Here is a 13,604-nt window from a genome sequence, read left to right as displayed (position 1 = left end):
CCCTCGGCCCCCGGCGGGCGGCACTCAGTTCAGCGGGGTCCTGTTGTGTCCGCTCGCGGCCGACTTCCTCACCCTGGCTTCCAGGAGCGGGCGGCGCTCCGGCCATTCCTCCGATGTGATCGAGTAGATCGCGGAGTCCCGGAGGCGGTCCTGCTCCCCGGGGACCCTGGAGGGGGACCAGTTGCGCAGGACTCCCTCGAAGCGGGCGCCGACGCTCTCGATGGCCGCGCGGGAGCGGGCGTTGCGCGCGTCGGTCTTCAGGTCGACGCGCGAGACGCCCCACTCCTCGAACGCCTGACGGAACAGCAGGAGCTTGGACTCGGCGTTGACGCCCGTGCCCTGGGCGGACCGGGCGAGCCAGGTGAAGCCGACCTCGACGGCGTCGAGCCGGTCGTCCGACAGCCAGCAGCGCGGCTCCCAGTACGAGGTGGTTCCGGCCGCCCGCCCCGTGGCGAGGGAGATCTGGGCGTAGGGCGCGAGCCGGCCCGCCGCCGCGCGGGCGAGCTGTGCGTCGATGTAGTCCCCGACTTCATGGGCCCTGGGCACCCAGGTGTACGCGTAGGAGGTCCGGTCCTCCTCCGCCGCCACCGCCAGATCGGCCGCGTGCCGGTGCCCCAGCGGCTCGAGCCGCACGAGCGCACCCTCCAGGACCGGCCCCTTCAAGACGAACGTCACGGCTGAAGCCTGCCGGATCCGGCCGCCGTCGTCGAACGCATTTCCCTCTCGTCCACAACGACCTCCGACGGCCGGGTCCCCGCCGGGGCCAGGGACGTCAGCGCCACCCCGCCCACCAGCAGTGCCGCCGCGCCCCAGCGCAGTGGGGTGAGCTGCTCGCCCAGGAACAGGGCCGCGGACGACATGCCGAAGACGGGGACGAGGAGGGAGAACGGTGCGACCGTGGACGCGGGGTGGCGGCGCAGCAGCCAGCCCCAGGCGCCGAAGCCGAACACCGTGGTGATCCAGGCCACGTAGAGGACGACGCCCACGCCCTGCCAGTCCAGGGCGCGCAGGGCAGCGAGGTCCCGGGAGGGGCCCTCCGTCAGGACGGACAGACCGAGCAGCGGCAGGACCGGCACCGTGCTCACCCACACCATGAAGTTCAGCGCGTCCGGCGGGGACGCCTTGCGGGTCAGGACGTTGGACAGGCCCCAGCAGGCCGCCGCGGTGATCACCAGGGCGAACGCGCCGAGCGGACCGGCCGTGCCCTCGTCGACGGCCGCGAGGGCCACTCCGCCGAGAGCCACCGCCATCCCCAGGGCCCTTGGACGGGAAGGCCGTTCGCCGAGGACCGCGAAGGCGATCAGCGCCGTGAAGACGGACTGGATCTGGAGCACCAGGGAGGAGAGTCCGGCGGGCATGCCCGCGTCCATGCCGAGGAACAGCAGGCCGAACTTGGCTACGCCCAGGACCAGCCCCACCGCCACGATCCACTTCCAGGCGACTTTCGGGCGCCCGACGAAGAGGACGGCCGGAACGGCGGCGGTCAGGAAGCGCAGGGCCGAGAACAACAGCGGCGGGAAGTGGCCGAGTCCGATCTCGATGACCGTGAAGTTCACGCCCCAGACGGCGGCGACGAGGACGGCGAGGAGGAGATGTGCGGGTCGCATGGCTCGAGGATCACGTGCCGCGACCGTGAAGCACCAGCGATGATCATGGTTGGATGAAGCATCGCTAATTCCTGTCAGGCCCGAGGGAGGGTCCGTGCTCGATCTCCAGCGGCTGCGCGCCCTGCACGCCGTCTCCGTCCACGGCACGGTCGGTGCCGCGGCCGCCGCGCTCGGGTACACGCCGTCCGCCGTCTCGCAGCAGATCGCCAAGCTGGAGCGGGAGACCAGGACCACCCTGCTCGAGCGGGAGGGGCGTGGGGTGCGGCTCACCGACGAGGCGCGGCAACTCGTGACCGCCGCACAGGAGTTGATGGCGATCGTGGAGCGTGCCGAGACGGATCTGGAGGAGCGCCGCGGGGTGCCGGCCGGACGGCTGACCGTGGCCGCGTTCCCCTCCGCGGCGCGCGGGCTGATGCCGGGCGTGCTCGCGGACCTCGCACGGCGGCATCCCGCGCTGGACGCCCGGCTCACCGAGATCGACCCGCATCTGTCGGTGGACCTGGTCGCCAAGGGTGCGGTCGACCTCGCCGTCGTGCACGACTGGGACATCGCCCCGCTGCCGGCGCCCGCGGGGGTGGAGCAGGCGGTCATCGGGGACGACCTGTGCGATCTGCTCGTGCCCGAGGGGCATCCGTTCGCGGGGCGGACGGCCGTACGGCGTGCGGATCTGGGCGGCGAACGGTGGATCTGCCAGCCGCCGGGCCGGGTCTGTCACGACTGGCTGCTGCGGACCCTGCGGGCGGCGGGGCATGAGCCCGAGGTGGTGCACCAGGCCGACGAGAACCCGACGCTCGTCGCTCTGGTCGCCGCCGGTCTGGGGGTCGCGCTGATCCCGCGCCTGGGCCGCGGCCCGCTGCCGGCCGGGGTCGTCGAGGTCGCACTCGACCCGATGCCCGTACGACGGCTCTACGCGCTGTGGCGCACGGGCGCCGCCCGCAGGCCGGCGATCGCGGAGACCGTGCGGACCCTGCAGGAACGCTGGAGCGGGGCGGCGGCACACACACCGCGCTGACCCCGCTCGTACCGACTTTGCGGAAACGGGCCGCGCACCGGGAACCCGTCCGCGCCCGCCGTCGTCCAAGGCGCAGGCTGCCGGATGAGTCTCCGCCTGCGGTGTCGGCCTCGCTGCTGGCTGCGATCGCTGACCACCCTCTCCGCCGCACGCGGCCGGCAGCACGCCGCCATCGGCGCTGCCCCCTCCTACCGCGCCGATGGCGGCCCCCGCCGGTTCCCGCGTATTCCCTTGACTGGCAGAAACTTCCCGGATATTGGTGACTCCTCGGAAGTTTCCTTCAGCGTTCTCCCCAAGCGTTCTCCTCCGGAAGGAGCGCACGTGCACGACGCCGGCACGGGAAGCACCGCACACCCCTCCAGACGCACGGTCCTCGCCGCCGCGGGCCTGACCGCGGCCCTCGCCCTCACCCCGGACCCCGCCCGCGCCGCCGGGCACGACGACGAGCGGCTCAAGGCCCTGATCTCCCGCATGACGCTGGAGGAGAAGGTCGGCCAGCTGTTCGTGATGCGGGTCTACGGCCACTCGGCAACCGACCCCGACCAGGCCGACATCGACGCCAACCTCCGGGAGATCGGCGTCCGCACGGCCACCGAACTGATCGCCAGGTACCGCGTCGGCGGCATCATCTACTTCACCTGGGCGCACAACACCCGTACGCCGCACCAGATCGCGGATCTCTCGAACGGGATCCAGCGGGCGTCCCTCGCCCAGCCACGCGGGCTGCCCGTGCTCATCGCCACGGACCAGGAACACGGCATAGTCGCCCGTGTGGGCAGGCCCGCCACCCTCTTCCCCGGCGCCATGGCGGTCGGGGCCACAGGCTCACGGGCCGACGCCCGGACCCTCGGCCGGATCTCCGGCGCCGAGCTGCGCGCCCTCGGCATCCGCCAGGACTACGCGCCCGACGCCGACGTGAACGTCAATCCGGCCAACCCGGTCATCGGCGTACGGTCCTTCGGCGCGGACCCGGAGGCGGTGGCGGGGCTCGTCGCGGCGGAGGTGAGGGGCTATCAGGACTCCGGCGTCGCGGCCACCGCCAAGCACTTCCCCGGCCACGGGGATACCGCCGTCGACAGCCACTTCGGCTTCCCGGTCATCACCCACAGCCGCGAACTGTGGGAGAAGCTCGACGCGGTGCCCTTCCGGTCGGCGATCCGCGCCGGGATCGACGCGATCATGACCGCGCACATCATGGTCCCCGCACTCGACGACTCCGGTGACCCGGCGACCCTCTCGCGACCGATCCTCACCGGCATCCTGCGCGAGGAGCTGGGCTACGACGGGGTGGTGGTGACCGACTCGCTGGGCATGGAGGGCGTGCGCCAGAAGTACGGCGACGACCGGGTGCCGGTGCTCGCCCTGAAGGCCGGCGTCGACCAGCTGCTCAACCCGCCGTCCCTGGACCTCGCCTGGAACGCGGTGCGCACGGCGGTGCGCGACGGCGAACTGACGGAGGCACGGCTCGACGAGTCGCTGCTGCGCATCCTGCGTCTGAAGGCGAAACTGGGGCTGCTCGACCGGCCCTACGTCACCGCGACCGGAGTCGACCGGACCGTCGGCACCCCCGGGCATCTACACGCGGCGGACCGCATCGCGGACCGCACGACCACCCTGCTCGTGAACAAGGGGGGCGTGCTGCCGCTGTCGCGCCGTACGCACCCCAGGCTCCTGGTCGTGGGTGCGGACCCGGCGTCGCCGTCCGGCACCGACGGGCCGCCCACCACCGTCCTGGCGAACGCCCTGACCTCGCTGGGCTTCACGGTGACCGCGCTGTCCACCGGCACGGCACCCACACCGGCGGCGATCGATAAGGCGGTGACGGCGGCCGGGAACACGGACGCGGTGATCGTGGGCACCTACAACGTCAGCGCGACGAGTTCCCAGCCGACCCTGGTGAGCCGGCTGACCGCCACCGGGAGGCCGGTGGTCGCGCTCGCCCTCCGGAATCCGTACGACGTGGCCCGACTCCCCGATGCGGCGGCCTGCTTGGCGTCCTACTCCTGGACCGACGTGGAAGTGCGCGCGGCGGCCCGGGTGATCGCGGGACGGGTGAGACCGCGCGGGCGGCTGCCGGTGCCGGTGCAGCGGGCGGACGATCCGGCGCAGGTGCTGTACCCCCTCGGGTACGGACTGTCGTACTAGAAGTACGCCGGAGACCGGGCGCGTGGTCCCCGAATGTCGCAAAGCACCCCGGATGTCTGGCGTGGGCCGTGGCCGCGGTTCACGCTGGACGGGGGTGGACGGGGGGATGGGCGATGCGAGGGACACGAACGTGGCTGGGTGCGCTGCTCACGGCCGCGCTGGCGGTGACCGGGCTGTGCGGGTGCCAGACCTCCTCGGGGACGGCACGGGACCGGCCGGGCGGGGGATCCACGTCACCGGGGCCGTCCGGGTACGGGGCCGAGTTCCTCGCGGTCGACGAGTGCAGCTCGTTCGGGACGACGAGCTTCACCGAGGTGCCGTGCACCAGCGAACGGGCGGCGGCGCGGGTGATCGCCCGGTTCGACGGCGATCCGTCCGGCGCGCCCGGGTGCCCGGCGACCACGGACTTCGTTCTGCACATCGGCGCGTCCACGTCGGTGCCCCGGGGGTACGCGTGCATGCGGAACCTCGAACCGCCGCATCCGGGCGACCCCGGCGGCGGGGGCGGCCCCCGCACGATCGTCGGGGACTGCGTCTACGGCGCGGGCCGGGGCGAGGTCCGCGAGACGGCCTGCGACGGCAAGGGCGGTCACGCGCCCGAGTACAAGGTGACCTCGGCGGTGACGCGGCGTTCGCAGTGCCCGTCGTCCACCGCGCTGTACGTCCAGCTGGGCGGCGACAGACCGGTGGGCTGTGCCCGGACGGTGTGAGCCGGCCGGGCACAGCCGGAGTGTCACGGCCGGAGCGCCGGTTCCCGCTCCACGTCCCGGCGGTCCAGGCGCGCGTCGTACCGCGCCAGCGGCCGTGCCGCCGACGGGTCGGAGCGGACCGTCGCCGACGCCACGCCCGCCCAGTCCAGGATGCGGGCCGTGGCCAGGGTCTTCTGGTCGGCGACCAGACCGGCCACGTTCGCGCCGTGGTTCAGGCCGGGAGCCGTGAAGACGTAGGAGTCCTTCGCGCCCGCGCCGAGACGGAAGCGCTCCGCACCCCACGGGTCGTTCTGGCCGTACACGAACAGCATGTGCCGTGCGTGGTGGCGCACCCAGGTGTCCACGTCCCGCATCGCCCACCGCTGGAACCGCATCGGGATCGAGCGGGGCACGAAGTTCCGGGGCGGCTGGTAGCCGTAGTGGATCAGCGTCTTCTCGATGTACGGGAAGTGGATCGTGGGCGCCCCGAGCTGCGTACCGGCCTGGTAGTAGTACGGCGTGTACGTCTCCAGTCCCTGGTCCGTGTACGCGGAGAAGCCGGAGATGGTGTCCACCGAGTCCCAGATCTGCTGGTCGGTGGCGTGTGCGGCGTCCGCCGGGACCGTGGCGCAGTCCGACAGCAGGCTGTACTGCCAGAAGCCCCACACATAGTCCAGGACGACCGCCTCGTAGGCCCGGTCCAGGCCGCCGATCGTGGTGAACGTGTAGCCGCCGGCCGCCGCGAACTGCTCGTACTTCCGCTTCAGCGACTCCCGGCGCACCAGCGCCTCACGCTGGACCGCCTGCAGCCGGTCCCGGCACTCCTTGGTGCCGACCGACGCGAAGAAGCGGTCGTACGCCGAGTCCTCGTCGTTCACGACGTCGTTGGGGGCCACGTATGCCACGACGCCGTCCATGTCGTGCGGGTAGAAGCGCTCGTAGTACGTCGCCGTCATCCCGCCCTTGGAGCCGCCCGTCGCGATCCACCTGTGGCCGTAGACCGGCTTGAGCGCCTCGTAGACGCGGTGCTGGTCGCTCGCCGCCTGCCAGATGTCGAGCTTCGACCAGTCGGCCGGGGCGGGGCGGGAGGGGGTGAAGAATCGATACTCCATGGAGACCTGGTTGCCGTCCACGATCTGCGTCGGCTCACGGCGGCCCGGGGTGGTGGAGACGTTGTAGCCGCTGGTGTAGAAGACCGTCGGCCGTGAGACGTCCTTGTGCAGCACGGTGATCCGCTGCTGGAACGTGCCCTTGGACGGGTGCCGGTGGTCGATCGGCTGGGTGTAGTTCAGGACGAAGAAGCGGTAACCGGGGTACGGCTTCTCCTCGATCAGGCTCATGCCGGGTATGGCGAGCAGCCGGTCCTTGATGTCCGTGTCCGCCGCGGCGGCGGTGGCCGCCCCGGCCGTGCTCAGCGTGCCGATGAGCACCACGAGCGCCAGCAGCCATCTGAGCGCCTTGCGCATGCACCCTCCCCTGTGTACGCGGATGTCCGCCGGAACCTAGCGGAGCAACTCCCGTTGCACCAGGGGAAGTTGGGGAAACCTGTGAATTGGCCAAGAAGGTTCCCCGGCTGCCGGCCTGACTGTCAGCACATCATCCAGCCGGAACTGACCGAGGACGAGCCCACCGATCCGCGGATCCACACACAGCGGTGGCCGGCGTGCACGACCACCGGCCCGGCGACGTGCAGGTACCGCCCGCTGTCGGTCACGGGGCGGCTGCCGCGCGCCTGCACACTGACCGACATCGACTTCCGGCCGGAGGTGCTCTTCGCCACGGTCACCGCGCACACGAAGCCGTCGCGCTTGTAGATGCGCACCGAGCCGGCGGAGAACGAGAGCGTGCGTACCTTCCGTCCGGAACAGAAGTCGTCCGCCTCCGCGTGCCCCGGGCTCGCCACGGCGAGCAGGCCGGACGCCGTCAGCACGGCCAGACCGAGCGCCAGGCGCCGGCGTATCGCACCACTGTCCACTTCTCGTCCCTCCCGCGACCATCAACGTACTGGTGTACGGACGCAGGACGTATGTCGGATGGTTGCGTCGCACGGGTGCGCGCTCCCCCGGCCGGACCGGGGTGCCCGGCCAGGGCGCCGGGTCAGGCCGTGGACCCGACCCGCTCCTCGGGCTCCGGCGCCCCGATGAACGTCCGCCACAACTGCGCGTAGCGGCCGCCGCGGCGCAGCAGCTCCTCGTGCGTGCCGTCCTCCGCGATCCGGCCGTGGTCCATGACCACCACGCGGTCGGCACGGGCGGCGGTCGTCAGCCGGTGGGCGACGATCAAGGTGGTGCGCGCGCAGGCGCTCGATGAGGGGTGGTGGTCGGGCGACGGGCGGGCGGCGCGGCGGCCGGTGAGGCGGTCGGTCGCCTGGTTGACCTGCGCCTCGGTGGCCAGGTCCAGCGCGGCCGTGGCCTCGTCGAGGAGCAGGATGTCCGGATCGACCAGTTCCGCGCGGGCCAGGGCGATCAGCTGCCGTTGCCCGGCGGACAGGTTGCGGCCACGCTCGGCGACCTGGTGCAGATAGCCACCCGGGAGCCGGGCGATCATGTCATGCGCACCGACCGCCCGGGCCGCGGCCTCCACCTCGGCGTCGGTCGCGTCCGGACGTCCGTAGGCGATGGCGTCCCGGACCGTCCCGGCGAACAGATACGCCTCCTGCGGGACCACGCCGAGCCGGTGCCGGTACGAGGTCAGGTCGAGGCAGCGCAGATCGGTGCCGTCGATCGTCACCCGGCCGCGTGTGGGGTCGTAGAACCGGGCGACGAGCTTCACCAGGGTCGACTTGCCCGCTCCCGTCTCGCCGACGAACGCGACGGTCTGGCCGGCGGGGATCCTCAGGTCGATGCCGCTGAGGGCCTCCTCGTCGTCGCCGTAGGCGAAGCCGACGCCCTCGAAGGTGACGTCGCCGCGCAGGGACACCACCTCCAGCGGGTCGGCCGCGGCCTTCGTCGACGTCGGCTCCTGGAGCAGCTCCCGGATACGGCCGAGCGACACCGTGGCCTGCTGATAGCCGTCGAAGACCTGGGAGAGCTGCTGCACCGGGGCGAAGAACAGGTCGATGTACAGCAGGTACGCCACCAGCGCGCCCGTCGTCAGCGTGCCGGCGCCCACCCGGTGCGCGCCCACGATCAGCACGGCCGCGGAGGCCACCGACGACAGCAGCTGCACGAAGGGGAAGTAGACGGAGATCAGCCACTGACCGCGGATGCGCGCGCGGCGGTAGCTGTCACTGCCCTCGGTGAACCGCCGTCCGCCGTCGCGCTCGCGCCGGAACGCCTGAAGGATCCGCAGCCCGGACACCGACTCCTGAAGGTCCGCGTTGACCGCCGACACCCGCTCGCGGGCGAGTTCGTACGCCTTCACGCTGGCCCGGCGGAAGAAGACGGTCGCCACGATCAGCGGCGGCAGCGTCGCGAACACCACGAGCGCGAGCTGCACGTCGATCACCAGCAGCGCGACCATGATGCCGAAGAAGGTGACCACGGAGACGAAGGCGGTGACGAGCCCCGTCTGGAGAAACGTCGACAGCGCGTCGACGTCGGTCGTCATCCGGGTCATGATCCGGCCGGTCAGCTCCCGCTCGTAGTAGTCGAGGCCGAGCCGCTGGAGCTGCGCGAAGATCTTCAGCCGGAGGGAGTAGAGCACGCGCTCACCGGTCCGCCCGGTCATACGGGTCTCGGCGACCTGCGCCGTCCACTGGACGAGGACGGCGAGCAGGCCCAGCAGGGACGCGGCCCAGACAGCTCCGAGGGCCATCCGGGACACACCCTGGTCGATGCCGTGCCGGATCAGGACCGGCAGCAGCAGGCCCATGCCCGCGTCGACCGCGACGAGGACGAGGCTGACGAGCAGGGGCAGGCCGAAGCCGTGGAGCAGCTGGGTGAGGCCGTACGACTCCTCCGGCCGCACCGCACGTGTCTCGTCGACGCCCGGGGTGTCGTCGGCCGGGGGCAGCTGCTCGACCTGGGCGAGGAGTTCGGGGGTCGCCGGGGTCCCGCTCAGCGCGTGGTCCCTGGGCTCGCGGTCACCGGTCCACAGATGCGGGGTCACGCCTCGCTCCGCGTCGAACTCGGCGTCCAGCTCCTCCCGGACGGTCGTGTCCTCCTGCGGGGGCTCGGGCCGGGAGTGGCCCGGGGAGACCCCGCCCAGCTCGTCGGGGTCGGTGAGCAGCCGCCGGTAGAGGGCGGACCGCTCCTGGAGTTCCGCGTGCGTGCCGATGTCGGCGAGCCGGCCGCCGTCCAGGACGGCGATGCGGTCGGCGAGGTTGAGAGTGGAGCGCCGGTGGGCGATCAGCAGCGTCGTGCGGCCCTCCATGACCTGCTTCAGCGCCTCGTGGATCTCGTGCTCGACGCGGGCGTCCACCGCCGAGGTCGCGTCGTCGAGGACCAGCAGCCGGGGGTCGGTGAGGATCGCCCGGGCCAGCGCGATGCGCTGGCGCTGTCCGCCGGAGAGGGTGAGGCCGTGTTCGCCGACCTTGGTGTCGTACCCACCGGGCAGCTCGGCGATGAAGCGGTCGGCCTGCGCCGCGCGGGCGGCCCGCTCGATCTGCTCGTCGGTGGCGCCGGGGCGGCCGTAGGCGATGTTGTTGCGGACCGTGTCCGAGAAGAGGAAGGAGTCCTCGGGGACCAGTCCGATCGCGGCGCGCAGGGAGGTGAGGGACAGCTCGCGGACATCGTGGCCGCCGACGAGGACGGCGCCGTGCGTGACGTCGTAGAAGCGGGGCAGCAGCAGCGAGACCGTCGACTTGCCGGAGCCGGAGGAGCCGACGACGGCGAGGGTCTCGCCGGGGCGTATCTCGAAGGAGAGGCCGTCGAGGACCGGCCGGCCGTCCTCGTAGGCGAAGGAGACGTCGTCGAACTCGACGGTCGCGGGGGCGTCGGCGGGCAGGTCCTTGGTGCCGTCCGTCAGCGAGGGCTCCGTGTCGATCAGCTCCAGGACGCGCTCGGCTCCGGCGCGGGCCTGCTGGCCCACCGTGAGCACCACCGCGAGCATGCGCACCGGGCCGACGAGCTGTGCGAGGTAGGACGAGAAGGCGACGAACGTGCCGAGGGTGATGTGCCCGCGCACCGCGAGCCAGCCGCCGAGCGCCAGCATGGCGACCTGGCCGAGGGCGGGCACGGCCTGAAGGGCGGGGGTGTACCGGGCGTTCAGCCGGATGGTCCGCAGCCGGCCCGCGAAGAGGCGGCGCCCGACCTCCTTCAGCTTGCCGGTCTCCTGTTCCTCCTGCCCGAAGCCCTTGACCACGCGGACGCCGCTGACGGCTCCGTCGACCACGCCCGCCACAGCGGCCGCCTGGGCCTGGGCGTACCAGGTGGCCGGGTGGAGGCGGGTGCGGCTGCGCTTGGCGATGAACCACAGGGCGGGCGCGACGGCCAGCGCCACCAGGGTCAGCGGCAGCGACAGCCAGGCCATGATCACCAGGGAGATCAGGAAGAGGAGGACGTTCCCGATGGTCATCGGGAGCATGAAGAGCAGGCCCTGGATCAGCTGGAGGTCGCTGGTGGCGCGGCCGACGACCTGTCCGGTGGACAGTTCGTCCTGGCGCCGCCCGTCGAGCCGGGTGATCGTCACGTACATGTCCGTGCGCAGGTCGTGCTGGACGTCCAGGGCGAGCCGGCCGCCGTAGTAACGGCGGATGTAGGTGAAGACGTAGACGAGGACGGCGGCGCCGACGAGGGCGGTGGCCCAGGGGGCCATGGACCGGCTGTGGTTCCCCACGACATCGTCGATGATCACCTTGGTGATCAGTGGGACGACCGCCATGACGGCCATGCCGCCCAGGGACGAGCCGAGCGCGAGAACGACGTCCTTCGGATGGCGCCATGCATACCCCGCGAGCCTGCGTGCCCAGCCGCGTATGTCCCCCTCTTGCGCCACCACGTCGGCCCCTTCCCGTCGCCCTGTCCGTCCGCAAGCCACCAACGCCGACCAGGGCGGATTTCATCCCTCCGCAACAATTCCCGGCCTAAGGTCGGAAGGCGCCTGCGACCCCGGACCTACGCCGTTGGAAGGTGAGTGACGTTTCTACGGTGACGGTGATGACCCGGCCCGGGGACCGAACGGGGGAACGGCCGGGCGTGGCGCCCGGCCGTTCCGCTTTCCGCGGGCCGTCAGCGGGTGGCGGGGTGCGGGAGGCGTACGCGCAGGGAGTACAGGCGGGTGATCTGGGCGGTGCTCTGGTTGTCGTCGCTGACCAGGAGCAGGTTCAGCCGGCCGTGCGAGGCGCCCGTGACCGTCATGCCCTCGATGTTGTCGAGCAGCGGGTTCGGCTGGGGCTGCTTGGCCTGCGCACCGAGCGCGGGGCAGTTCACCAGGTCCGCGAGGAGGGTCTTGCGGGCGAGGCGCACGCCGTCCCGGCCGGTCAGCGTGTCGATGCCGCGGGTGTCGGTGGCGTGCCGCAGGTCAGCCAGGTAGAGGCGGATCGTGTTCCCGTACCCGGCCGTGAACCCGCGCTCCAGGACCAGCAGACGGCCGTCGGGCGTTGCCGTGGTCTCGGCGACGCCGAGCCCGGGGTCCTTGAGGTATCCGTACTGGGCCGCGAGCGCGAAGTGCTTCCCCTGGCGCGTCCAGGTCTGGAAGCGGACGATGCCCGGGGCGTCGCCGCTCAGCGAGCCCTCCATACCGGCCAGCAGCGTGCGCCCGCCGGGCAGCAGGGTCAGGCCCTCGAAGGTCTGGTTGGACACGGCGCGGCCGGCCGGTGCGACCCCCAGCGCGTCCGGCACCGGAAGGCGGTCCAGGATCCTTCCGTCGCGGGAGTAGCGGCGCACCGACGGTTCGGTCTCGGAGGAGACGAGCCAGGTGCCGTCGCGGTCGGCGACCAGACCCTCGGAGTCGAGCGCGGCGCCCTTCTCGTCGGCGAGGTTCACCACGCTCGTGGGCTTGAGGGTCCCGGGGTCCAGGGTGAACAGCGACGAGCGGTCGGACAGTCCGGCCATCCCTTTGTCCCGGTCGACGGAGAGCGCGGAGAGGTTGCCGACGAACGTGTTGCCGTAGGTCGTCTTGTCCAGGGCGTCGGAGAAGCCCTGGATGCCGACGGCGGAGGAACATGCGTGGGCGGCGCTGCCGGTACCGGCGGCCGTGTCGGCGGCGGCCGGTACGGTGGCCGCCGCCAGGGTGGCGGTGACGGTGGCGAGAAGGATTCTCAGGCGCATACCGTCACCGTAGGCCGAGCCGCGTGACCCGGGGGTTGACTCCCCGTGAACCACCGCGGCCGTTCGTCAGTCGGCGGGCACCGCCGGGAACGCCTCCCCGGGCGTGCTCGTGGGCACGTACTTGCTGGTGGTGGACGGTGTCGGCACCAGGTCCTTATGGATGGCCCTGGCCACGTTCTGGATGGTGGCGACGCCGTAGTCCATGGTGCTGTTGTCCTGTGTCAGCACGGTGATCATGTAGTCGTGCCCGTTCCCGTTGAACGTGCCGACGCTGTGCACGCGCCAGCCGTGCGTGGCGCGCTGCAGCCAGCCGTTCTTGACGTGCACGGAGACACCCGAGGGTGCACCCGCCGGGGTGCCCCAGCGCTGGGAGGAGACGACCTGCCCCATCAGCTTCAGGATGTAGGCGCGGGAGTTGTCACTCAGCACGGAGTTCCTGGCGGTGATGAGCTTGAGCAGCTTCTGCTCGTCCTGCACGGTGATCTGGGTCAGGCCCCAGTAGCCGTCCGCGCCCGGCTTGGTCTGGGTCATGCCGGCGGCCGTGAGGAAGCCGTTGATCTTCGTCAGGCCCAGCTGCTTCCACAGCGCGCTGGTCGCGCTGTTGTCCGACTTGGTGATCATCGCCGTGGCGAGGGTGTTCTCACGGTCGGTCAGATAGCGGTTGTGCTTCTTGGCGTCCCACAACAGCGTGCCCAGCACGGTGACCTTGACGACGCTGGCCGAGTCGTAGGCGCTGGTGGCGCGCAGCGAGCAGGTGGTGTTCGTGGAACGGTCGTAGAGGCCGACCGCGACGGTGCCCTTGCGGCCCGCGAGGGCCGCGGTGATGTCCTGCTGCAGCTTCGTCGCCAGGCCCGCCTTGCCCGACGTGCAGCTGACCGTCGGCGTCGTCGCGGCGGCGGGCGCGGCGGCGGCCGCGATCGGTATGAGCATCCCGGCACCGAGGCTCGCACAGAGCACACGGGCACGCCGGGACATCCGGTGAGTCATGGAGTCCCATCCC

At 71.8% G+C, this 13,604-nt stretch carries 10 protein-coding genes; 3 read left to right on the top strand and 7 right to left on the bottom strand.

Features of this window, described 5'->3' with window-relative positions:
* Positions 1 to 24: 24 nt before the first annotated feature.
* Both LZ604_RS14730 and LZ604_RS14725 read right to left on the bottom strand, forming a co-directional pair.
* Positions 25 to 675, bottom strand: coding sequence for a GNAT family N-acetyltransferase (locus tag LZ604_RS14730; protein WP_234515544.1), 651 nt, complete (start codon positions 673 to 675; stop codon positions 25 to 27).
* The gene (locus LZ604_RS14725; RefSeq protein ID WP_234515543.1) at positions 672 to 1,607 is read right to left on the bottom strand and encodes an EamA family transporter; all 936 of its coding nucleotides are present in this window, start codon (positions 1,605 to 1,607) and stop codon (positions 672 to 674) included. The genes LZ604_RS14730 and LZ604_RS14725 overlap by 4 nt, the downstream gene beginning before the upstream one ends.
* Before the next feature lie 94 nt (positions 1,608 to 1,701).
* Between LZ604_RS14725 and LZ604_RS14720 the strand changes: the two genes are divergently transcribed.
* The 3 genes from LZ604_RS14720 (at position 1,702) to LZ604_RS14710 (ending at position 5,474) form a co-directional block, all read left to right on the top strand.
* A complete protein-coding gene (locus LZ604_RS14720; RefSeq protein WP_234515542.1) occupies positions 1,702 to 2,619 on the top strand; it encodes a LysR family transcriptional regulator in 918 nt (305 codons plus the stop codon).
* A 321-nt stretch (positions 2,620 to 2,940) separates the two neighbouring features.
* A complete protein-coding gene (locus tag LZ604_RS14715) occupies positions 2,941 to 4,764 on the top strand; it encodes a glycoside hydrolase family 3 protein (RefSeq protein WP_234515541.1) in 1,824 nt (607 codons plus the stop codon).
* Positions 4,765 to 4,877: 113 nt separating this feature from the next.
* Entirely contained in the window at positions 4,878 to 5,474 is a 597-nt protein-coding gene (locus LZ604_RS14710; protein WP_234515540.1) for a hypothetical protein, read from the top strand.
* A 23-nt stretch (positions 5,475 to 5,497) separates the two neighbouring features.
* Here the strand turns inward: LZ604_RS14710 and LZ604_RS14705 are convergent, their stop codons facing one another.
* The 5 genes from LZ604_RS14705 to LZ604_RS14685 form a co-directional block, all read right to left on the bottom strand.
* Complete coding sequence (locus LZ604_RS14705; RefSeq protein ID WP_234515539.1) at positions 5,498 to 6,919, bottom strand: S28 family serine protease; 1,422 nt, start codon at positions 6,917 to 6,919, stop codon at positions 5,498 to 5,500.
* A gap of 122 nt (positions 6,920 to 7,041) precedes the next feature.
* A complete protein-coding gene (locus tag LZ604_RS14700; protein ID WP_234515538.1) occupies positions 7,042 to 7,428 on the bottom strand; it encodes a hypothetical protein in 387 nt (128 codons plus the stop codon).
* Positions 7,429 to 7,550: 122 nt separating this feature from the next.
* The gene (locus tag LZ604_RS14695; protein WP_234515537.1) at positions 7,551 to 11,333 is read right to left on the bottom strand and encodes an ABC transporter ATP-binding protein; all 3,783 of its coding nucleotides are present in this window, start codon (positions 11,331 to 11,333) and stop codon (positions 7,551 to 7,553) included.
* 230 nt (positions 11,334 to 11,563) lie between these two features.
* Complete coding sequence (locus LZ604_RS14690) at positions 11,564 to 12,604, bottom strand: esterase-like activity of phytase family protein (RefSeq protein WP_234515536.1); 1,041 nt, start codon at positions 12,602 to 12,604, stop codon at positions 11,564 to 11,566.
* A gap of 66 nt (positions 12,605 to 12,670) precedes the next feature.
* Entirely contained in the window at positions 12,671 to 13,591 is a 921-nt protein-coding gene (locus LZ604_RS14685) for a serine hydrolase (protein ID WP_234515535.1), read from the bottom strand.
* Positions 13,592 to 13,604: the final 13 nt, after the last annotated feature.

The organism is Streptomyces glomeratus (genome assembly GCF_021462825.1).
Classification (GTDB): Bacteria; Actinomycetota; Actinomycetes; order Streptomycetales; family Streptomycetaceae; genus Streptomyces; species Streptomyces glomeratus.
Note: the sequence above shows the minus strand (reverse complement) of the source record. Positions and strands in the feature narration are given on the sequence as shown.

Coding starts and splice junctions, on each gene's coding strand:
- LZ604_RS14725 (WP_234515543.1), bottom strand. CDS start 1,607: ATGCGACCCGCACATCTCCTCCTCGCCGTCCTCGTCGCCGCCGTCTGG.
- LZ604_RS14710 (WP_234515540.1), top strand. CDS start 4,878: ATGCGAGGGACACGAACGTGGCTGGGTGCGCTGCTCACGGCCGCGCTG.
- LZ604_RS14705 (WP_234515539.1), bottom strand. CDS start 6,919: ATGCGCAAGGCGCTCAGATGGCTGCTGGCGCTCGTGGTGCTCATCGGC.
- LZ604_RS14690 (WP_234515536.1), bottom strand. CDS start 12,604: ATGCGCCTGAGAATCCTTCTCGCCACCGTCACCGCCACCCTGGCGGCG.
- LZ604_RS14685 (WP_234515535.1), bottom strand. CDS start 13,591: ATGACTCACCGGATGTCCCGGCGTGCCCGTGTGCTCTGTGCGAGCCTC.